Source organism: Aedoeadaptatus acetigenes (assembly GCF_025566985.1).
In the GTDB taxonomy this organism is placed as follows: domain Bacteria; phylum Bacillota; class Clostridia; order Tissierellales; family Peptoniphilaceae; genus Aedoeadaptatus; species Aedoeadaptatus acetigenes.
On record NZ_JAOQJD010000012.1, the window covers coordinates 51,698 to 71,973 of the forward strand.

At 49.3% G+C, this 20,276-nt stretch carries 17 protein-coding genes; 9 read left to right on the forward strand and 8 right to left on the reverse strand.

Going from position 1 to position 20,276, the window contains the following annotated elements:
• The first annotated feature begins 139 nt into the window (after window positions 1-139).
• From OCV31_RS07575 to OCV31_RS09795, 4 genes are all read left to right on the forward strand, one after another.
• On the forward strand, window positions 140-2,638 hold the full coding sequence (locus OCV31_RS07575) for an AAA family ATPase (RefSeq protein WP_148473983.1): 2,499 nt from the start codon (window positions 140-142) through the stop codon (window positions 2,636-2,638).
• Complete coding sequence (gene mcrC / locus OCV31_RS07580; protein WP_267303879.1) at window positions 2,605-3,720, forward strand: 5-methylcytosine-specific restriction endonuclease system specificity protein McrC; 1,116 nt, start codon at window positions 2,605-2,607, stop codon at window positions 3,718-3,720. The genes OCV31_RS07575 and mcrC overlap by 34 nt, the downstream gene beginning before the upstream one ends.
• Before the next feature lie 190 nt (window positions 3,721-3,910).
• Window positions 3,911-4,282, forward strand: coding sequence for an ATP-binding protein (locus OCV31_RS07585; protein ID WP_267303880.1), 372 nt, complete (start codon window positions 3,911-3,913; stop codon window positions 4,280-4,282).
• 2 nt (window positions 4,283-4,284) lie between these two features.
• Window positions 4,285-4,494 (forward strand): winged helix-turn-helix domain-containing protein, encoded by a 210-nt coding sequence (locus tag OCV31_RS09795; protein ID WP_394800650.1) that lies wholly within the window; start codon window positions 4,285-4,287, stop codon window positions 4,492-4,494.
• A gap of 405 nt (window positions 4,495-4,899) precedes the next feature.
• On the opposite strand, the gene OCV31_RS07590 is transcribed toward OCV31_RS09795, so the two are convergent.
• The 8 genes from OCV31_RS07590 to OCV31_RS07625 form a co-directional block, all read right to left on the reverse strand.
• The gene (locus OCV31_RS07590; RefSeq protein WP_148473985.1) at window positions 4,900-5,874 is read right to left on the reverse strand and encodes an ABC transporter ATP-binding protein; all 975 of its coding nucleotides are present in this window, start codon (window positions 5,872-5,874) and stop codon (window positions 4,900-4,902) included.
• Window positions 5,867-6,874 (reverse strand): ABC transporter ATP-binding protein, encoded by a 1,008-nt coding sequence (locus OCV31_RS07595; protein WP_148473987.1) that lies wholly within the window; start codon window positions 6,872-6,874, stop codon window positions 5,867-5,869. Before OCV31_RS07595 ends, OCV31_RS07590 begins: the two co-directional genes overlap by 8 nt.
• Before the next feature lie 8 nt (window positions 6,875-6,882).
• The gene (locus OCV31_RS07600; RefSeq protein WP_148473989.1) at window positions 6,883-7,830 is read right to left on the reverse strand and encodes an ABC transporter permease; all 948 of its coding nucleotides are present in this window, start codon (window positions 7,828-7,830) and stop codon (window positions 6,883-6,885) included.
• Entirely contained in the window at window positions 7,827-8,756 is a 930-nt protein-coding gene (locus OCV31_RS07605) for an ABC transporter permease (RefSeq protein ID WP_148473992.1), read from the reverse strand. Before OCV31_RS07605 ends, OCV31_RS07600 begins: the two co-directional genes overlap by 4 nt.
• A gap of 109 nt (window positions 8,757-8,865) precedes the next feature.
• Window positions 8,866-10,536 carry a peptide ABC transporter substrate-binding protein gene (locus OCV31_RS07610; RefSeq protein ID WP_148473994.1) on the reverse strand — a complete coding sequence of 557 codons (1,671 nt, stop codon included), beginning with the start codon at window positions 10,534-10,536 and terminating at the stop codon, window positions 8,866-8,868.
• Between the two features lie 283 nt (window positions 10,537-10,819).
• On the reverse strand, window positions 10,820-11,851 hold the full coding sequence (locus OCV31_RS07615; RefSeq protein ID WP_148473996.1) for a potassium channel family protein: 1,032 nt from the start codon (window positions 11,849-11,851) through the stop codon (window positions 10,820-10,822).
• A 140-nt stretch (window positions 11,852-11,991) separates the two neighbouring features.
• Window positions 11,992-12,867 (reverse strand): glycyl-radical enzyme activating protein, encoded by an 876-nt coding sequence (locus tag OCV31_RS07620; RefSeq protein ID WP_267303881.1) that lies wholly within the window; start codon window positions 12,865-12,867, stop codon window positions 11,992-11,994.
• A 20-nt stretch (window positions 12,868-12,887) separates the two neighbouring features.
• On the reverse strand, window positions 12,888-15,260 hold the full coding sequence (locus OCV31_RS07625; RefSeq protein ID WP_148474000.1) for a glycyl radical protein: 2,373 nt from the start codon (window positions 15,258-15,260) through the stop codon (window positions 12,888-12,890).
• Window positions 15,261-15,525: 265 nt separating this feature from the next.
• On the opposite strand from OCV31_RS07625, the gene OCV31_RS07630 reads away from it, so the two are divergent.
• The 5 genes from OCV31_RS07630 (at window position 15,526) to OCV31_RS07650 (ending at window position 19,550) form a co-directional block, all read left to right on the forward strand.
• Window positions 15,526-16,089: a helix-turn-helix domain-containing protein gene (locus OCV31_RS07630; RefSeq protein ID WP_148474002.1), complete on the forward strand. Its 564-nt coding sequence runs from the start codon at window positions 15,526-15,528 to the stop codon at window positions 16,087-16,089.
• Window positions 16,090-16,306: 217 nt separating this feature from the next.
• Complete coding sequence (locus OCV31_RS07635; protein ID WP_148474004.1) at window positions 16,307-17,620, forward strand: DUF2254 family protein; 1,314 nt, start codon at window positions 16,307-16,309, stop codon at window positions 17,618-17,620.
• A 138-nt stretch (window positions 17,621-17,758) separates the two neighbouring features.
• Entirely contained in the window at window positions 17,759-17,887 is a 129-nt protein-coding gene (locus OCV31_RS07640) for an LDCC motif putative metal-binding protein (protein WP_267303882.1), read from the forward strand.
• 129 nt (window positions 17,888-18,016) lie between these two features.
• Complete coding sequence (locus OCV31_RS07645; RefSeq protein ID WP_267303883.1) at window positions 18,017-19,174, forward strand: MFS transporter; 1,158 nt, start codon at window positions 18,017-18,019, stop codon at window positions 19,172-19,174.
• Window positions 19,175-19,202: 28 nt separating this feature from the next.
• Window positions 19,203-19,550 (forward strand): arsenate reductase family protein, encoded by a 348-nt coding sequence (locus OCV31_RS07650; RefSeq protein ID WP_148474011.1) that lies wholly within the window; start codon window positions 19,203-19,205, stop codon window positions 19,548-19,550.
• Window positions 19,551-20,276 lie beyond the last annotated feature (726 nt).

The following is a 20,276-nucleotide window of genomic DNA, read 5'->3' on the forward strand; positions in this document are numbered from 1 at the left end:
CGACGCATCTTTCAGGTGGAGTCGGGTTTTTGATTGGAAGAAAAGATGCACCGGGCTACCTAATACTTGAGTAAAAGTGGATAAAGACGTTGATTGACGATAAAATAGATTTGAACATTAGGTATTGGAGGAGAATGTGATGGAAAAGAATCAATTCGGCTGGGTGGATTTTTACGGAGAGTTTGCTTCGAAACTTTTAGATTATAAAAACAGAAGAAAAGAGCTGATAGAGAAGGTCGTGGCGATCTATACCATGACGGGCATCAGCATGCCCACATTGGAAAGAGACAATCAACTCGTCGACATCGATCCCTTTACGGTCTTCGGCCTTTTTAATAAGAAGCTGACGGACAAAAACCGCGTGAAGATTCTCACGGCCATTGCCGAGCTCTTTGACGTCAAGACGGCGGTACCCACGTCATTTGACAGCTTGCCGGTGCTCAATCCTCAGAATGCGACGTTTTATTATTTTGTCGATCAGCGGGGCGCCGAGGACATCGACGATTTGTGGGGCTTGTATGAATCGGCTTTGGCCTATGCACAATCGCCAACGGCAGAGAACCGGAAGACCATGTCCCGTGATTTTAACTTGGTGATGAAGAAAAGAGGCAGCGGTAATAGTAAAATTACCATGGCATTGTACTGGATTGCTCCGGACGCATTCTTAAATCTAGACAGTCGCAATGAATGGTATATTTATGAATCGGGAAAACTGCCTGCCACATTTGTAAAACAGCTTCCTAAAACTGAATCTAAGATGGCCGCTGCAAAATACTTTGAGATCATTGAAGCATTGAAAAGGTATTTGCAGAGCGACGAAAGCCTTTTAAAAGACTTTAAGGAATTGTCATTTGAAGCATGGGTCTATTCGGAACAGGTGAATAAGGAGAAATCAGAGGAAAAGGAAAACAAACTTTCCAATGCCTCAATTCTTCAGTGGTTTGCTCCGTTAATTCAGGCTCTTCGTGATTTAGATGGTTCCGCCACTCCGGCTGAAGCACGGGCAAAAATAATAGAGAATGAAAACTTAACTGAAGAAGAGGTCAGTGTTACCAGAGGAAAAAACAATGTAAACAAATTCGAAAATGAAGTGGCTTTCGCGCGCAGTTACCTTGTAAATGCAGGATACATCGATAAGAGTATTTATGGCGTATGGACTTTAACAGAAGCAGGCATGAATGTTGAGATGACGAAAGAGCTGGCCTCTGATATATTCAAAAATGTTTTGTCAGCCGGCCCGGCTAAGTCGGATAAAAAAACCACTGCGCTTGCGGACGAGGATGTGAAAACGAAGCGCTATTGGATCTACTCGCCCGGGAAAGGTTCCGGTTTGTGGGATGAATTTTACAATTCCGGCATCATGGCCATCGGCTGGGGCGGGATGGGTGATCTGACCGCCTATGACAGCAAGGACGCCATGAAGGCAAAAATGAAGGAGATTTATGACGAAAGCCTTTCCTACATAAATTCTGCCCATTTAACTTGGCAATTTGCCAATGAGATGAAAATAGGCGATGTCGTTTTTGTGAAAAAAGGCATGCACCGGTTGATCGGCCGCGGCGTTGTCATGTCGGATTACGAATTCGACGGCTCAAGAAACGATGAGTTTAAGCATATTCGCCAAGTCGATTGGACTCACCGCGGCGACTGGCCCCATCCGGGAAAAGCGGTCACGAAGACCCTGACTGATATTACGCCTTATTCGGATTATGTAGAAAAGCTCAAAGACATTTTTGAAAATGAGTCCGAAGAGGACGTAGAAGAGGTAGAAAAGATCTATCCGCACTATACAAAGGACGATTTTTTGTCTGATGTTTATATGTCGGAGGAAGAATACGAGAAATTAATCGGCATTTTGCGGATCAAGAAAAATATTGTCTTGCAGGGCGCGCCCGGCGTCGGGAAGACTTTTGCCGCCAAGCGGTTGGCCTTTTCGATGATGGGAGAGAAAGATGTGGAACGAGTGATGATGATCCAGTTCCATCAGAGCTATTCCTATGAGGATTTCATTATGGGCTTCAGGCCTTCCGCCGACGGATTCGAGCTGCGGCGCGGCGCTTTCTATAACTTTTGCAAAAAAGCAGAAATCGACGGCGACAACGACTACTTCTTTATTATCGATGAAATTAACCGGGGGAATTTGAGTAAAATATTCGGCGAGTTGTTTATGCTTATAGAGAATGACAAGCGGGGCGTGTCCTTGCAGCTCTTATACTCCGACGAAAAGTTTTCCGTGCCCAAAAATGTTTACATCATCGGTATGATGAACACGGCGGATCGCAGCTTGGCCATGCTGGATTACGCATTGAGAAGGCGGTTCGCCTTTTTCGAAATCAAGCCCGGATTTGCGACGGACGGATTCGAAGCGTATAAACTTGGCTTAGAAAATGAAAAATTTGATCGATTGATCGCCTGTGTGGAAAATCTAAACAACGCTATTTCCATAGACGAATCCTTAGGGGAAGGCTTTTGCATCGGTCACAGTTATTTCTGCAACCTTTCGGCGGAGACAATTGACGAGCAAGTCTTGTCCGGCATTGTGGAATATGAGCTGATTCCGCTCTTGAAGGAGTATTGGTTCGATGAGCCGACAAAGGTGGAAAATTGGATCGGCAGATTAAGGAGCGCGATTCAGTGATCCCGGTACGAAACATTTATTACATGCTGTCCTACGCCTTTCAAGCCCTGAATCGACAGGGATTCAAAAAGATTGCCACGGAAGAATTTAACAACACGGCGGAGTTAATGGCGGCGATTTTGGCTAAGGGCATCGCCTTTCAGTTGAAGCGCGGGTTGGGGAAAGAGTACCTGCTTCAAACCGAGGAGCGATCTTCCGTTCGGGGGAAAATCGACATGGGAGAGTCGATTAAGACAAACAGCATGCTCAGGAAGCGATTGACCTGCACATACGATGATTTTTCCGCAAACACCACGATGAATCGAATCATTAAATCGACGGTGGCGCTGCTTCTTCGTGGGGATATTACCGGAAAAAGGAAACAAGAACTGCACAAGCTTATGGTATTTTTTGCCGATGTCACGCCCATCAATTTATATAAGGTAAATTGGAATCTGCAATACAATCGGTACAATCAGACTTATCAGATGTTGATCTCCATCTGTTATTTTGTCGTAAAAGGTTTGCTCCATACGAATGTTGACGGCACGACGAAGGTCATGGACTATCTCGATGAGCAGAGAATGAGTCGTCTCTATGAGAAGTTTATTTTGGAATACTATAAAAAGCACTACCCCGGGCTTTCAGCCGCCGCTTCCCAAATCCCCTGGTCTTTAGATGACGGCTACGACGATATGCTTCCCGTGATGCAGAGCGACATTCACCTCGAAAGAGAGAACACGGTGCTGATTATTGACGCGAAATACTATGCGAATACGACCTGGGTACGATTCAATAAACATACGGTTCATTCGAATAATCTGTATCAGATATTTACCTATGTCAAAAATCGCGAATACCAATTCGGCGAAAGGGAGAATACCGTTTCGGGAATGGTGCTCTATGCCAGGACGGACGCATTGATTCAGCCCGATCACGTGTATCAAATGCACGGGAATCGGATAAGCGTGAAGACCTTGGACTTGAACCTTCCCTTTGAGGAAATCGCCCGTCAGCTGGATAGAATAGCGGAAACACATTTCCCGGGAATCCGACGTATCTGTCCTGCGACTACCTTCGTTTGCGTAGAAAAAAGGATTTGATTCAGGCGAAAAAGAATCGCCGGGAAAGGATCGATTTAAAGGCCGTGGAGGCGCGGCTGGACGAGGTAGATATAAAGATTTACCTCCACAAAATTTAAGGGAAGAGAATCCCCGGCTATAATTATGTGGCAGGGATCTCAAAATTTCGTTCAGATGAAATTGGAGGAAACTTTTTCCGCTTTCTTCGCCAATGGTCGTATACATGCGTCGTAGTCGTTGTGATTATTCTGTTCGCGGCGATCATATTCGTGTCAGCATGTTTGATGATCGCTTGGAGATTTTTAGCCCCGGTTCATTACCGAATATTGTGACTTTAGAAAATATGCGTTACACACGTTATGCCAGAAATCCGAGAATCGCTCGGGCTCTTGTAAATTTCGGTTGGGTCCGTGAGTTGAATGAAGGTGTAAACCGCATTTATGATGAAATGGCGGACTTTTATCTCAATGAGCCTACGTATAGTCAACCAAATCCTTACGCGCTTCAATTGAAATTAGAGAACAACTACGCTTCCCGAAGGTTGCGTATGGATGATCATATTGATGACCTGGAAAAAAATTAGACATTTATCAATTCAATGAAAACGAACGAAAAATTCTGGCATATTTGTATGGAAATGGGCGGATTACAGTAAAAACAGCCTCAGAAATTATTGATATGAGCCACATCACAGCGCGTAAATTATTACGAGGGCTGACAAAGAAAGAAGTTCTTCGTTGGCATGGAAATTCCAAACAAGATCCTAAGCAATACTATACGTTAACCACTTATTAGAAAGAATTAAGAGATAATCAGTGGTGTAATAATCCTCGTAGCGGTTTGTAGTAGTTTGTAGTAGTTTGTAGTAGTTTGTAGTAGTTTGTAGTAGTTTGTAGTAGTTTGTAGTAGTTTGTAGTAGTTTGTAGTAGTTTGTAGTAGTTTGTAGTAGTTTGTAGCGGTTTGTAGCGGTTTGTAACGGTTTGTAGCGGTTTGTAGCGGTTTGTAGTAGTTTGTAGTAGTTTGTAGTAGTTCGTAGTAGCCCTCCGCAGAATGAAGAACCACGGAAATCAAAAAGCAAAAATCATTTAATGAGGAGATTACTCTAAGGCGATTGATCTACTCCAAAGGATATTTCAGAATTAATCAATCTCCCCAACAAAAAGACCCCCGCGGTGCAGTTGCCGCAGGGGTCTTCTCTTTTTACAGTCGATCTTTATTGATTTCCCGCACTTTGAAGCAGGCCACGTATTGGCCGGGGAGGATTTCTTCCATTTCGGGGTCTCTTCCGCGGCAAGTATCGTCGCCGTAGGGGCAGCGATCCACAAAGCGGCAGCCGGGCTTCATGTTGATGGGGCTCGGCACGTCGCCTTCCAATTCGATTTGCACGCGCTTGCGTTGCTCGTCGGGATCGGCGATGGGGATGGCCGAAAGGAGGGCTTTCGTGTAGGGGTGCAGAGGATTGCTGTAGAAGTCTTCCGTGGTGCCGACTTCCATGAGCTTGCCCAGATACATAACCGCGACGCGGTCGGAAATGTAGCGCACCATGGAAAGGTCGTGGGCGATAAAGAGCAGGGTGAGGCCCAGTTTCTTTTGCACGTCTTTCAGAAGATTCACGACTTGCGCCTGAATGGAGACATCCAGGGCGGAGATGGGCTCGTCGCAGATGATGAATTTGGGTTTTAGGGCCAGGGAACGGGCGATGCCGATCCGCTGTCTTTGCCCGCCGGAAAATTCGTGGGGGAAGCGGAGGCTGTGCTCGGCGCTTAGGCCCACCATTTCCAGGAGCTCGATGACGCGCTCTCTGTGCTCTTTTTTGTTGCCGATGCCGTAGATAACCAAAGGCTCGGCGATGATTTCTTCCACGGTCATCCGCGGGTCCAGGGAGGCGTAGGGGTCTTGAAAGATCATTTGCATTTCTTTGCGGTGCTCTTTCATTTCTTTGGGGCTTAAGTCGTAGATGTTTTGCCCTTCAAAGATGGCCTCGCCTGATGTGGGCTCGTAGAGGCGCAGGATGGTGCGGCCGGCGGTGGATTTGCCGCAGCCGCTTTCGCCGACGAGGCCGAAGGTTTCGCCTTTGTAGATGTCGAAATTTAATCCGTCCACGGCTTGGAGAAAGCCGCTTTCTACTTTAAAGTGTTTGGACAGGTTTTTTACCTGCAGAATGGGTTCATTCATGTGTCAACTCCTTCGCTTTCGGATAGGAGGGGTGGTACTTCCAGCAGCGGCAACGGTGGCCTTCGCTGTGTTCGATGAATTCGGGTTTTTGGTTTTCGCAAATGCGCATGGCTTCGGAGCAGCGATCGTAGAAGCCGCAGCCTTCCGGCGGTTTGTACAGATCCGGCGGCGTTCCTTCAATGGCATGGAGGGTTTCTTCCTTGTCCATGGTCAGTTGCGGCACGGCAGCCAGAAGGCGCACCGTGTAGGGATGCTTGGGCGCGGCGAAAATTTCGTCCACCGTGCCCTCCTCAATGACTTCGCCGGCATACATGACGATGACATCGTCAGCCATGTCGGCGACGACGCCCAGGTCGTGGGTGATCATGATGATGGAGGCGTCCATGTCGTCTTTCAGCTTTTTCATAAGCTTTAAGATTTGCGCCTGCACCGTCACGTCCAATGCCGTGGTGGGCTCGTCGGCGATAAGCAGATGAGGGTTGGAGGCCATGGCAATGGCGATCATGACGCGTTGGCGCATCCCGCCGGAGAATTCGTGGGGGTATTGGTTGATCCGCTTTTCCGGATTGGGCACCGACACTTTTTTAAGCATCTCGATGGCGAGCTTTTCGCCCTCTTCTTTTGAAATGTCTTTGTGGCGTTTTACGCCTTCGATGATTTGTGCGCCCACTTTCATGGTGGGGTTTAGACTGGTCATCGGGTCTTGGAAGACCATGGCGATTTTATTTCCGCGAATGGCGGTCATTTCCTTTTCCGTCTTCGTCAGCAGGTCGTCGCCGTTAAAAAGCACTTTGCCCGTTTTGTAGAGGGCCGGCGGTTGGGGCAACAGACGCATCACGGAATTGGCCGTAACGCTCTTGCCGCAGCCGCTTTCGCCGACGATGGCCAGGGTCTTTCCCTTTCCTACGGAAAAAGACACGTGGCGCACGGCTTCCACTTCGCCGAAGAAGGTGGCGAAGGAGACGGATAAATCTTGTATTTCCAAAATATTGTTTGTCACGATGCCACCTACTTTCTAAGTCTCGGGTCCAGGGCGTCTCTCAAACCGTCGCCCAGCACGTTAAAAGAGAACATGATAAGAGAGATCATGAGAGCCGGGAAGAAGATTTGATAAAAGAGGCCGATCCCCATGACCCCGAGGCCGTCGTTGGAGAGCACGCCCAAGGAGGGTTGGGGCGGTTGCAGACCCAAGCTCATGAAGCTCAGGGTGGCCTCCGAGAAAATGGCGCGGGGCACGGTGAGGGTAATGTTAACGAGAATGGGGCCCAAGGTGTTGGGGATAATGTGCTTCTTTAAAATATAGCCCTTGTCCGCACCGAGGGAGCGGGCGGCGGTGACGTATTCGTTTTCGCGAAGCTGCAGCACCTGGCCGCGGACCATAATGGCCATGGGCACCCAGCCCGTAATACTCATGGCAAGAACCAGGGTAAAGAGGCTGGCGCCCTGTTCGTTTGACAACATAACCGAGATCAGGATCACGATGAGCAAATAGGGGATGGCGTAGACCACTTCCGCAATCCGCATCATAATGTTGTCCACGCGGGCGGAGGCCATGCCGGCGACGCCGCCGTAGGTGACGCCGACGACAAAGTCCATGGCGGCGGCCAAGATCCCGATCAAGAGGGAGTAGCGAATCCCGTAGCAGACCCGGGTAAAGAGGTCGCGGCCCAGTTCGTCGGTGCCGAAGAGATTGATGCTGTTCGGTTCCATGTTTTGGCGGGCATAATCTTGGGTGGAGTAATCGAATCCCACGATGGACGGGCCGACGAAGGCCATGATTAATAGTAGAATAATCGTGATCAAGCCCACCATGGCCAATTTGTTTTGGCGCAGGCGGCGGAACACATCGGTCCAATAGCCGATGACCGGGCGGGTGATGCGCTCCTTGTTGTCGTCTTTTCGAGCCGGGGTAAAGAGAGAAGGATCGATGGGACTAAAGGTCGTTTCGTTTTTCATCGCTTCCCTCCCGTCAATTGAATTCTGGGATCGATGACCACATAGAGAATGTCAACGATCAAGAGAAGAATAATCAGCACGAAAGAATAGAAGATCGTCGTGCCCATAATCAGGGTGTAATCCCGGTTGGTAACCGAGGAGATTAAGAAGTTGCCCAAGCCGGGGACCCCGAAGATTTTTTCAATAACGAACGAACCGGTCAAAAGGCCTGAAAGGGTGGTACCCAAAGTGGAGACCACGGGCAAAATGGCGTTTCTTACGGCGTGGCCCATAATGACTTTAAATTTCGACAGGCCCTTGGAGCGGGCGGTGCGAATGTAGTCTTGGCCCAATACTTCCAGCATGGAAGAGCGCATGAGCCGCGCGCTGGCCGCAATGGGCATGAGGGCCAGTGAGAGGGAGGGTAGTATGGAGTGGCTGAAGGTGCCCCAGCCGCTAATGGGTAGCCACGCCACCTGCTTGGCCACGAACTGCACCAGCAGGGTGGCAAAAATAAAGCTCGGCACCGAAATGCCGATGATGGCGATGATCATGGTGATGTAATCAGGCAGTTTGTTTTGGTATAAAGCGGCGATGCTTCCCAGGGCCGGGCCCAAAATCATGGAGATAATAAAGGCCTGCAAACCGATTTGCGCCGACACGGGTGCACCGCGCTTGATCATTTGGTTAACAGTTTCGGCTTGAGACTTCATGGACTTGCCGAAGTCGCCTTTCATAATATTCTTTAAATAGATAACGTATTGCTCGCCTAGGGGCTTATCTAAACCATATTGTGCGCGCAAGTTTTGATACACCTGTTCCGGCATTTTTCCTTCTCGCGCGAAGGGATCGCCCGGCACGGCGTGCATGATCACGAATGTGATGGTGATGATGACCCACATCGTGACAATTGCCATGAGCAATCGCTTCAACACAAATTTTTTCATCGTGCGTCCTTTCCGTTTTACATAAAATGGAACCGAGATGAACAATAGAGAGAACCAGCTTTCGGTTCTCTCTATTATTATCCCTGTCATTTAATTGATCTTGGGTTTATTATTTCGCTTCGATATCTGCGTAGATAAATCTCGGATAAGCGAGAAGCGGTTTATAAACGCCGGTGACATTGGGCTTTTGCAATCTGGGTTGCGTATAGAAGTAAACGGGGATGACGGGCATTTCTTCCATCATGATCTTTTCTGCAGCCTTCATGCTGTCCATACGAACCTTTTGATCGCCGGTGGATGCAGCCTTCTTCAAGAGGGCGTCAAATTCCTTGTTCGACCATCTGGAGTCGTTTTGCGGATTGTCGGTCATAAAGAGATCCAACATGCTCATCGGGTCTTTGTAGTCGCTCATCCAACCGGCACGAGCGATTTCAAAGTTACCGGCCTTGCGGTTATCCAGTAATACTTGGAATTCCATGTTTTCAAGATTCAGTTCCACGCCGAGGTTTTGCTTCCACATTTCTTGCAATGCTTGGGCGATCTTCTTGTGTGCTTCATCGGTATTGTAAGAGAGGGTGCAGTTTTTGAAGTCTTCCATGGTCATGCCTTCTTCTTTCAGGCCTTTTTCCAGGAGTTCTTTTGCCTTTGCTTTATCTTCCGTAATGAGGTTGCCGTTGGCTTTGCGGAAGTCTTTGCCTGCATCGTCGTTCAAACCGTAAGGAATGATCCCTTCAGCCGGCATTTGGCCGCCTTGGGTGATGTTTTCAACGATGGTCTTGCGGTCGAGGGCCATGGAGAGGGCCTTGCGGACATTCGCGTTGTTAAAGGGTTTCTTCGTGGTGTTGAATTCAAAGTAGTAAACACCCAAGTCCTTCCCTAATTCAAGTTCAGGATCCTTGGATTGTACAGCCTTTGCCGTAACAGCCGGTGCCGGTTGAACGAGTACATCGTATTCGCCGCCTTCGTATTTTTGGTAAGCCGTGTTGTCGTCTTCCAAAATGTCGAATTGAAGGCCGTCTAACTTGACCTTGTCGGCATCCACGTAATTTTCGTTCTTAACCATCTTGATGTTTTCTTTGTGGTTCCATTCCGTAATCTTGAAGGCACCGTTGGATACAAATTCCGTGCTTTGAGGATCTTTTGCCCAGTCGGGATTTGCACTAACGACCTTTTCGTTAACGGGGAGCAAGGTGTAGAACGCGGTGATGTCCAGGAAGTAGGGGGTCGGAGCCTTTAATTGAACTTCGAGGGTCTTGTCGTCCAGGGCCTTAATGCCGACATCGTCGATGGAGCCTTTGCCGTTATAGTATTCTTCCGCACCCTTTACATAGGTGGTGATTTGGAAAGAATAGTCCGAAGCCAATTTCGGATCGATAACGCGCTTCCATGCATATTCGAAATCCTTGGCAGTCAAGGGATCGCCGTTGGACCATTTCAAGCCGTCGCGCAGCTTGAAGGTGTAAGTCATGCCGTCGTCAGATACTTCGTAAGATTCAGCTTGTGCGGGAACGAGCTTATCGTTTTCGTCGTAGCGCATCAAACCTTCAAATGCGTGGTAGACGACGAAGGATTCGTGGGTACCCTTGATGATGGCCGGGTCCAAGGAGCCCGGTTCAGATTTGTTGTTGGTGCGTAAAATCTTCGTTCCGCCGGATTCGCTTGAAGCCGTTTGGCCTTCAGCATTCTTGTTTGCGCCATTGTTTGCTGCGCCGCCACAAGCTGCGAGCAACATAACGCATGCGATGAGGACCGACAGTAGTCGTACCTTTTTGTTTATCATGTTCTCCTCCTTAAAAAAATCATATGCGTGCATGGGATCCGAGGATTCCTATGTACCATTCCAATTATAATATAACGTTTTACTTTAGTAAACGAATTTGACGACATTGTCGAATTAAATTTTAATTTAACAAGCATAAGAGGGAAATAATGCGGGATAATGAGCGATTTATAGTGCAATGGAAAACAGCTGAAAATGGGGTTTTGTAGGCGGAAAGAAAAGAAGTTCGGTACTGAATCTTACGTGGAAACGGAAACAGGCGACCGATTGCGGTCGCCTGAAATTATTTTCCTTCAGTTTCTATATCATCTTTCATTTCGTCGCCTAAGTGGCGCAACTTGTCGATCTGTTCTTCCCGTCCCAAGACGATGAGCACGTCGCCGATTTGAAAGGTGTAGTCCACCGGGGGATTGAAGAGCAACTTTCCGTCTTCCTTTTGCTTAATGGCCAAGATCACGAGGCCTGTTTTTCCGGGGATTTCCGCTTCGATTAAATTTTTGTTTTCCAGGTAGGAGCCCGGATAAACCATCACTTCCTCCAGGTCCAGCTCCACGTCGCCGATTCGGGTGACCACGTCGAGGAAATTAATGATGTTGGGCTTGATCATGAGCGATGCCATGCGCTTGCCGCTGATTTCCACGGCGGAGAGGGTTTTGTCGGCGCCTACCTTTAATAATTTGTCGTTGCCCGATTTGCTCACGGAATTGGCGATAATGTAAATGTCTTTGTTCATGTTCCGCGCCGTGAGCACGGTGACGATATTATCCACCTCGGAATCCAGCGTCGCCAAAAGTCCCTTGGCCCGGGCGATGCCGGCATGTTCCAGCACGCTTTCTTCCGTGGAATGGCCTTCCACGACCAAAATGTCGTGGTGACTGTAATCGTCCAGGTCTTCCCGATTGTCGGTAATGACGACGAAGGCCATTTCTTCGTGAATAAATTTATTGATGATGACCTCGGCCAATTCGCCGGAGCCGCAAATGATGTAGTGATCATTAAGTGCGGAAATTTTTCTGTCCATTTTACTCCCCTTCCACAAATCTCCCACTTTTCCTTCGACGAACATGGCCACCACCGTGGAAAAGGCATAGCCTACAACGCCCACGCCTAAAAAAATCATCAGGACCGAAAACATTTCGGAAGCATTGCTGGTGGTTCCGACCTCGCCGAAGCCTACTGTGGAAATGGTGATCACAGTCATGTAAAAGGCGTCGACGAAATCCACATCCAGCAGAATTTTGTAGCCGATCATGCCGAAGATGAGCAAAAACGCAAAGGAGTAAAAGGTGAATTTGAGCTTTCTTTTCTCGTCCATAGGCCCCTCCTTATGGCTCTGATTATAATCGATTTGTTCGTAGGGAACCAGAGAAAAAATGAAGGGAGGGAAAATATAAAAGAGAAGCGCTGCCTTGGCGCTTCGTCTTTCAGGGCGTTTGAATTGTCGGAAAACAGGGGTTAGCGAAAGTCGATGAGGGAGACACCTTCGTCTTTGACGATGGCTCTTAGCAGGTTCATGGCCTCGGGGGCGGGCCTGTAAAAGGCATCCTGATCAATCGTCGCGCCGATGGCTTCATATTTGATATGGCCAAAGGGATGATAGGGAAGGAGCTCCATTTTCGCTTTCGGTATCTTTTCATGAACGAATCGGGTGGCTTTTCGGATCGTCTCCTCCCCGTCGTTGACGCTTCCGATAACCGGGATGCGAATCACAATATCGCTATTCAGTTCTTGTAATCTCGTCATGTTATCCAGAATTTTTTCGTTGCGGACGCCGGTGTATTTTTTATGAAGGGCGGGGTCCACGTGTTTCAGATCCATGAAAATCATGTCCATGCGTTCCAAAGACGGTTTCACCGCGTCGAAATCGAAGTAGCCGCAGGTTTCTATGGCCATGGAATAGCCTAAATCGTAGATTTCTTTCGTTAATTCGTCGAGAAATGCGGGCTGTGCCGTGGGTTCGCCGCCGGAGAAGGTAATACCGCCGCCGCTCATGGCATAGAAGAGGCGATCCTTTTTGACGGCTTCAACGATATCGTCGGAATCGACTTTGCGCACCATGTAGCTGCGCGCCCCAGTGGGGCAGACTTCGGTGCAACGGCCACAGGCGACACACTTGCTGCGCTCCTTGTTTAAGTCGATGCCGATATGCTCGGGGCACGCCTCGACGCATTTGCCGCAGCCGATGCATTTGCGCCTGTACCAGCCGATTTTGATCTTGTTATCCCGCCCTTCCGGATTGGCGCACCACTTACAGCGCAGGGGGCAGCCGGCCATAAAGACGGTGGTGCGAATGCCGTCGCCGTCGTTGACGCTAAAGGGCTGTAGCTCCATGATATAGCCGGTGGTGCCCATTAGAAGGCCTCGTGTACGTTTCTCGCCATAATGGAATCTTGCATCTCTTTAGAAAGATTTGTAAATTGAGCGGAATAGCCGGCGACGCGAACCAAGAGGCTTCTATATTTTTCGGGATGTTTTTGCGCGTCCAAGAGCACGTCGTTGGAAATGCAATTGAATTGAACGTGGAATCCGCCGATGGCGAAGTAGGATTGAAGCATGGCGCCGAGATTGGAGCGGCCTCTCTTGGTCTTGACCAAATCTTGATTCAGCCGCAGGTTCAGCAGGGTGCCGCCGCTGTGGATGTCGTGTTCCATCTTTGCCGCGCTGCGTAATGCCGCGAGGCAGGTGGAGGTATCCGTGCCCGTGTAGGGAGAAACGCCTTCGCTGATGGGATCTTTTGCGTAGCGACCGTCCGGCGTGGCGCCCAAGACTTTGCCCGTGGGCAGGTAGTTGGAAATCCCCATGAAGGCGGTAACAAAGCGATTGCCGTAGAGGTCTTTGTGTGCCGTGACTTCGTCATAGAAGAAAGATTCCAGGCTCTTGGCAATGGCATCAACGTAGGCGTCGTCGTTGCCGTACTTCGGGCAGGCGAGGGCCTCTTGTCTTAAGTTTTCGTAGCCTTCCCAGTCGGCATTGATGGCGTCGATCATATCCGAAAGGGTGTACTTGCCCTGATCAAAGACCAGTTTTTTAATGACGGCCAGGGAATTGGCCGTGACCGAAAGGCCGACGCCTGTAAATACCGGACCGATGTTGTATTTTGCGCCGCCGTCGACCAAATCTTGTCCCTTTTCCAAACACGATTCATTGCAAGCGGACATAAAGGGTCGGTGGCCGATTTCTCTATGAATTTCCTGGGCAGTGATTAGGGAAATGACCCCTTGTTTGACCATGTATTTAAACTGCTTTTTCCAAGCGGCCATCACTTCATCGAAAGAGGTAAAGGTCTTGGGGTCCTTCTCGTGGAGGGAAACGGATTGACCGGAGAGGCGGCTTTTGCCCTCGTTTAATGCAAATTCCAGGGCTGCGGCAAAGCTGATGCTTGCGGCGGAGGTCCATTGAAAGGTTTTTCTCGAGTGGGGCACGACGCAGCCGCAGTTATTCCAGTCCTTGGCATCTTCCGGCTCGTAGTTTAAGTTCGAGAGCATTTGGTAGCCCGTGCGGTCCCCGTGAATGGCGGGGAAGCCGCAGCCGGTGGATACTAATTCGGTGACTGCCTCCATAAATTCCGTGGGGCAATCGGGATGAATGCGGCAACTGAGGGTTGGCTGGTGCGTCATGCATTCCTTCGTGGCCTGAATGGCCATGTAGGAAATGGCATTGGTGGCATCGGTACCGTCCACCTTCGTTCCGCCGATGGTCAGGTTTTCAAAATTCGTGTAGCCCGCAAAGAAGCTCGCCGTGTTTTTAGAAATGGTCCAAGCCCATTCCGAATACTTCAACCAAAGGCATTGAACATATTCCAGGGCCGTGTCGTAGTCGATGGCCCCGGCTTTTAAATCCGCTTCGTAATAGGGATACATGTACTGGTCGAAGCGGCCGGGGTTCCAAGCCAATGGATTTTCCGAAAGAATGCCGCCTAATTGCACAAACCAAACAAATTGAATGGCCTCGCGGAAATTTTTCGGCGGATTGGCCGGAACATGGGTGCAAATTTCGGCGATCTCTTCCAATTCCTTTTTCCGCAGGGGGTCCGTTTCCTCGGTCGCCATCTCTCGGGCCTTTTCCGCATAGCGGCTGCCCAGAATCATCATGCCCTCGGCAATAAGGACGATGGATTTATAAAAATCGATCTTCTTCTTATCTTCCGCCACGGCCTCGTCCAGTTGCGCTAAATGCATTTCGGCATCTTTTTTAATGCCCGCATAGCCCTTGGGAAGGAGCACGTCGATGTAATCGGGAGAAATTTCGCCGATGCCGTTTCGCCATTTCGAGTCCGTATCTAAAAATCCCGTGTCCACGCCGATCTTTTTCGTTTCATCGGAGGTGCGGACGAGGAAGGCTTCCTCCACGGACTTTCCCTTCCAGTAAGGAAAAATATTTTCTCTAATAAATTGAACTTGCCCCCGCGTCACATCGTAGGGATCTTGCTTGCGTTCGGGGAAGGTGTCGATCTCTTCGTCGATCCATTGCCAACCGAATTCCGGTGTTAAAATGGCGGTCTTGCGAAATTCGCCGCTTGTGCCGACGATGAGCTCGCCCTCCCAAATATTCACGGAAATTTCTTCGCAGGTGGCCTTGAAGGCCTTCCCGACGCGAAGAATGTGGGGAAGCCCTTCGCTCTCTTTGAAAGACTTCGTCCAACTCCAGGCGCGTTCATAAGAAATATGGGGCTTCGTGTTGACGTAATTGTCGCGAATTTTTTCGATTCGTTTCGTCATGGTCATTTTTTATCCTCCTAACAGACAGTAAAGAAAGCAGAGGTGTTGGACAGTATTCAGAACAACAAGAACATTATATTGCACAACCTAAGTATATGGGCTTATTTCTGTTTTGTCAATCCATGGAAGGATTTTTTCAGTTCCAATTTTAAAAGCATGGGCACCGAATAAAACTATGCTAAAATAAAACATAGACTTGGCTTACGAAGCCATCGCCAAAAACAATCGGGTGCCGCAGCATGGCGGAAGGGCCCGTGAAAAGGAGCCGCAAATGAAAAACGAAACGGACTTTATCTGTAAAACCATTGCGAAAAATATAAAAAAGATTCGAGAAGATCAAAAGCTGAGCATGGACCGGCTGGCGTCGATCTCCGGCGTCAGCAAAAGCATGATCGGACAAATCGAACGCGCCGAAACCAATTCCTCCATCTCCACCCTATGGAAGCTTGCCTCCGGCCTGCACGTGCCCTTTACGGCCTTAATCGAGCAGAGCAAAGAGCATGTCATGCGCGTGGACAAGGAATCGGTGAACATCGTCAAAAATGAAGACGGATTGTTTCGCATGTATCCCTATTTTCCCATAGATGAGAACCGCAATTTCGAGATTTTATATATCGAGTTGGATCCCGGCGCATGCAGCCATTCCGAGCCCCACGCCACCGGCACGGAAGAATACATTATTGTCTTCGGCAGCACCCTGGAACTGACCATCGGCGAGGAGATCCACGAAATACACAGCGGCGACGCTATCTACTTCACGGCAAATGAACCCCACAGCTATCGGAACAAAACGAAAGAGACGCTGACCATGATTAATATTATTTCCTATGCTTAGGGGGATGGTGACTGTAAGGATAAGGTGACGAGCCATTCCTTTGTCTACGACAAGTAAAAAAAGAAGCGATTCGTTTTTATGCGAATCGCTTCTTTTTTTTTGTCGGGATTCGTTCGCTTGCAATAAAGTACTTTATTTCTGCAGGATTTCCCGTGCGTCATCCAAACATGGTAAACTATTTACTGTATATGTGCGCGCGGTTGAGAAAGGACGGTTCATGGGAGCGAAAATCAAATTATGGTTTATTAACGAAAAGAACTTGTTTAAGATGATGAAATATGTGGCATTGACGATGGCACTCCTCCTTTTGACGTGGGTTTTCGACCATGGGTACCCCGAGCTGAAGGCCCGTGTGCCGGATCAATTGCTTTTGTCCGCGGATGTAACCATGGATTTTCTCTCCAATATTTCCGGCGTCTTTCTGACCATTAGTATTTTTTCTTTTACGACGATCGTCACGGTGCTGAACAAATACAGCAGCAGCGTGTCCCCGCGCATGCTCCAAACCTTTATCGACCGCACCGATGTCTTGGGCCTCTTCGGCATTTTTATCAGCGGCTTTTTCTATTCGATTATCAGCATTCTCCTGCTTCAAAATGTGGCGGCGGAGGACCACGTCATGGCGGGGAGTTTCGCCATCGCCTATGCCATTGTGGCCATGATCGGCTTTATCGTCTTTGCGAAACAGGTGCTTGAAAACATCAAAATATCGAACATTATCGAAGGGGTGTACACGGATTGCGACGCCTTGATCGATGGGGAGGTCGCCCGTCGGGAAAGTGCGAAGCGCTACGAGGACGACAAGGACGCGAAGGAGTTTCCCGTCTTGGCCGCGACGACGGGGTACCTTTACGACATTCAAACCGAGGCGATTTTAAAGGCGCTGGACGGGATCAAGGCCGAATTTACCATTAAAAAACGAATCGGCGAATACGCCACGGAAGGGGAGTCTGTGGGTGTGTTGAAGCTTTTCGGCGGAAAGAATCTCAGTGGAGACGAAATCGAAGATTTGATCGATGTCGTCGGCGGGGCCATGGTGATCAATGTTTTTAAAAATATTCAAGACGACTACCATCACGGCCTGGTGATTCTCACGGAGATTTCCGTCTTGGCCCTGAGTCCGGGGACGAAGGACCCGAACACGGCGGTGGCCTGTGTCAATAAAATTTCCACGCTCCTCGGCAAACTCCTCTCCACGGCCAATCAGTTTATCGTCCTGAAAGAGGACGGGGATACAAAGATCATTTACCAAAGCTATTCTGTGGAAGACGAGCTTTACTCGGTTTTCAGTCAAATTATTTTCTATTCCGGCGGCGATCCTCTGGTGACGCGGGCCATTTTGCAGGGGCTCTACTTTATTTACATGATGGCCGGCATGAGCGCGAAGCCCGGCGTAAAGAATTACTTCGATTCTTCCTACGATTTACTTATGGCCAATTTCAGTCACGCGGTGCATCTGAATCGATTCGAGAAGATTCGAATGAAAATGGACGAGCGGGTCGGTTTAGAAGAAGAACGCCACTTGGCCTAGGCTACTCCAAAAGGGCTTTTCGGGGTCCTTTTTTTCTGAAGATACAATGTTTTTTCGGTCGTGTGATTGAAATAGAGATTTAATTGGTATGAATTAAATAAACGTAGTACACAGCGGATTCGTTGAGGAGGCGAAAGGATGAAATTTATCGAAGCGATTAAGAACAGATGGAAACACTTTTTAAATAAATTGGGCGAAGAAAATAAGAAAACCTTTGGAGACGCACCTCTGGATTGCTGCTCTTTGAATCAAAAACAAAATCACTAAAAAGAGCTTTTACACTGCCCCGAAAGTCGGATCGAGAAATCCCGGCTTCGGGGCTTTTTTTGCGAGAAAAATTCCGTCTTCGGCGATCTTTTGATAGAATAAGGCAGACTAAAGTTTTTGGAGGTCGTTTTGGAAAATACAAGAAACAGTAAAAAGAACGCGCCCCTATTGCTCCTCATGGCCACGGTGACGCTTTTGGCCATTCTCTGCGAGCTCGTGCCCTCCGGGGTTTTGCCGCAAATGAGCGAGGCTTTCGGCGTGAGTACGGCAAAGGCAGGGGGCTTGGTGGGATCTTATGCCATCGCCTCGGCGATTTTCGGTTTGCCCCTGGTGGCGTGGACGGTGCCCTTTGAGCGGCGGCGCCTTTTGGTGATTCTCTTGCTCGGCTTTGCTGTGGCCAACGGCGTCGTGGCTCTGGCGCCGAATTACGAAGTGGCCCTGGCGGGCCGCTTTTTAGGCGGCATTTGCGCCGGCACCCTCTGGCCCATGATCACGGCCTACGGCATGGCCCTGGTGGACGAGGGCGATCAGGGGCGGGCCGTGGCCATTATTATGTCGGGCATTACCGTGGGCATGAGCTTGGGGCTGCCCCTGATGACCTGGATCGGCACCAAATTCAGCTACCGTGCGTCCTTTTTCGTTCTGGCCGTCGCGCCGGCGGTGATTGCCGCGGCTTCGCGGGCGGCGCTTCCGAAAGTGGCGGGCGAGGCGCGGAGCAAAGGCAATTCGCCTCTTTCCATGCTTCAAAACCCGGGCGTGCTCGTCATGATTGCCCTCACCTTTTTGGCTGTGGGCGCAAATTACGGCGTCTACACCTACGTGACGAATCTGGTGGCTGAAGTGAACTACCTGGGCGTGGCCGTGGCGCAACTTTTCTTCGGCGCGGGATCGATTTTGGCCGTGATCCTTTCGATGATCTACATCGATCGCCACTTGTACGGCATGTTCGTGGTCCTGTACCTTTCCGGCGCGGCCACCATGGCCGCCTTCTGCTTCGGCGGATCCGTGATCTTATTTCACGCCGCCTTCGTCCTCTGGGGCCTGGGCTTCGGCGCCATGAGCAGCATGTTTCAAACGGCCACGGCCCGGCAGGTCACCGAAGGCGTGGCCGTAGCCAATGCCGTGCAGTCCATGGCATTTAATTTCGCCATTATGGCGGGAACCACAGCCGCCGGCATTTTATTGGAAAAAGAAGGAACGCGGCCCATCCTCCTCGCCGCCATGGCCTTGTTGCTTGTGGGCCTCGCAATGACGGTCGTTAATAAAAAACGATTTGAACGCCACTAAGTGACACGAGTCGATGAAAGGAGAAAGTATGTTATTTATTCACTATCCCAAATGCACCACCTGCAAGAGAGCAAAAAAATGGCTGGACGAACGGGGCGTCGATTACACCGAACGTCACATCGTGGAAGACAATCCCACGGCGGAGGAATTGAAAGCCTGGCACGAAAAAAGCGGCTTGCCCCTGAAGCGCTTCTTTAATACCAGCGGCATGAAGTATCGGGAACTCGGGCTGAAGGATAAGTTGAAAGACATGAGCGAAGAAGAACAGTATGCGTTATTGTCTACCGACGGGATGTTGGTGAAACGGCCACTTCTTATTTATGATGACGGGGTTCTCGTTGGGTTTAAAGAAAAAGAATGGGAAGAAAAGATATAATATTTTTTTTTCTCGCACACCATACCTTTAATTGTTCCTTCCGAGGTTAGGAAACCACCTTGAACTCCGGTTAAATGCGTAGCGGACGGAGTTTCGTGGTGTTTTTCTATTTCGTTTGTTTTTCTAATGTTTTTTTCTAACTTTCAAGGAACTTACATTTGTGTGTCACGATCCTTATTGTTTTATTATAATTTTATCTTCGCGATTCTTTCCGGGGGCGGGAAAAAGGGCGTATGTTTTGTGGTGGTTGATTTTTTTAAATGCGTAGCGGACGGAATTTCGTGGTGTTTTCTACTTCGCTTAAAATATGTTCTTTTATGGCTCTGAAACCCGGGGAAGGGGCCAGGGCGTTGCGATTCGCCCTCTGCCCCTTCCCCGGGGCCCCATCCCCTTCGACCCCCAACGCCTTTTAGCAGTGCAAATGCCTGTCGGCATTTGATTTGTATTGGGCCGCGTCGATGAAAGAAGATTTTGAGTCGGACGAAGTTTCTTTTTCGCTAATAAGAATTCTTCGTCTAATTCACATTCCCTCGTTGGCGACGCAGCCCAATTAGTAGAAAATGCCGCAGGCATTTTCTTTCAGCTTAAGCGCGGTCAAAAAAGGGGTGGGGGCCCCGGGGGCGGGGAAAATGCGGCCTTCTAAGGTGGACCCATTGATTTGGACACGTCAACCCCTATGCGTTGAGTAGTGTTGAGCCGTATTCGTATGGCGTCATGTCGCCGAGG

Excerpts from the sequence above, each read along its gene's own strand:
- OCV31_RS07575 (WP_148473983.1), top strand. The coding sequence starts at position 140 with ATGGAAAAGAATCAATTCGGCTGGGTGGATTTTTACGGAGAGTTTGCT.
- OCV31_RS07600 (WP_148473989.1), bottom strand. The coding sequence starts at position 7,830 with ATGAAAAACGAAACGACCTTTAGTCCCATCGATCCTTCTCTCTTTACC.
- OCV31_RS07650 (WP_148474011.1), top strand. The coding sequence starts at position 19,203 with ATGTTATTTATTCACTATCCCAAATGCACCACCTGCAAGAGAGCAAAA.
- OCV31_RS07630 (WP_148474002.1), top strand. The coding sequence starts at position 15,526 with ATGAAAAACGAAACGGACTTTATCTGTAAAACCATTGCGAAAAATATA.
- OCV31_RS07615 (WP_148473996.1), bottom strand. The coding sequence starts at position 11,851 with ATGGACGAGAAAAGAAAGCTCAAATTCACCTTTTACTCCTTTGCGTTT.
- OCV31_RS07620 (WP_267303881.1), bottom strand. The coding sequence starts at position 12,867 with ATGGAGCTACAGCCCTTTAGCGTCAACGACGGCGACGGCATTCGCACC.
- OCV31_RS07590 (WP_148473985.1), bottom strand. The coding sequence starts at position 5,874 with ATGAATGAACCCATTCTGCAGGTAAAAAACCTGTCCAAACACTTTAAA.
- OCV31_RS07635 (WP_148474004.1), top strand. The coding sequence starts at position 16,307 with ATGGGAGCGAAAATCAAATTATGGTTTATTAACGAAAAGAACTTGTTT.
- OCV31_RS07605 (WP_148473992.1), bottom strand. The coding sequence starts at position 8,756 with ATGAAAAAATTTGTGTTGAAGCGATTGCTCATGGCAATTGTCACGATG.
- OCV31_RS07625 (WP_148474000.1), bottom strand. The coding sequence starts at position 15,260 with ATGACCATGACGAAACGAATCGAAAAAATTCGCGACAATTACGTCAAC.
- OCV31_RS07640 (WP_267303882.1), top strand. The coding sequence starts at position 17,759 with ATGAAATTTATCGAAGCGATTAAGAACAGATGGAAACACTTTTTAAAT.
- OCV31_RS07610 (WP_148473994.1), bottom strand. The coding sequence starts at position 10,536 with ATGATAAACAAAAAGGTACGACTACTGTCGGTCCTCATCGCATGCGTT.
- OCV31_RS07585 (WP_267303880.1), top strand. The coding sequence starts at position 3,911 with ATGGTCGTATACATGCGTCGTAGTCGTTGTGATTATTCTGTTCGCGGC.